The sequence below is a fragment of the Paenibacillus campinasensis genome, assembly GCF_002272015.1.
Lineage (GTDB): Bacteria > Bacillota > Bacilli > Paenibacillales > Paenibacillaceae > Paenibacillus_AQ > Paenibacillus_AQ campinasensis.
In genome coordinates, this window is the sequence record NZ_NPBY01000154.1 from 1 (window position 1) to 289 (window position 289).

The 289-nt window shown below is 51.2% G+C and carries 3 tRNA genes; all 3 read right to left on the reverse strand.

The features are described 5' to 3' along the window. Nucleotides 1-11: 11 nt before the first annotated feature. Nucleotides 12-86 (reverse strand) — tRNA-Glu (locus CHH67_RS25840). Nucleotides 87-126: 40 nt separating this feature from the next. After that, nucleotides 127-202 (reverse strand) — tRNA-Thr (locus CHH67_RS25845). Between the two features lie 3 nt (nucleotides 203-205). Then, nucleotides 206-281: transfer RNA gene (locus CHH67_RS25850), tRNA-Asn, on the reverse strand. Between the last annotated feature and the right edge of the window lie 8 nt (nucleotides 282-289).

The following is a 289-nucleotide window of genomic DNA, read 5'->3' on the forward strand; positions in this document are numbered from 1 at the left end:
CTAAGCCTCCATGGTGACCCGTAGGGGATTCGAACCCCTGTTACCTCCGTGAAAGGGAGGTGTCTTAACCCCTTGACCAACGGGCCACAAGCGTAGCATTATGTAATGCTTCATAAAAGGTGAATCTGGAGCTTCCAACCGGGATCGAACCGGTGACCTCATCCTTACCATGGATGCACTCTACCTACTGAGCTATGGAAGCAAGTGGCTCCCCGAACAGGACTCGAACCTGTGACAACTCGATTAACAGTCGAGTGCTCTACCAACTGAGCTATCAGGGAATATGTAC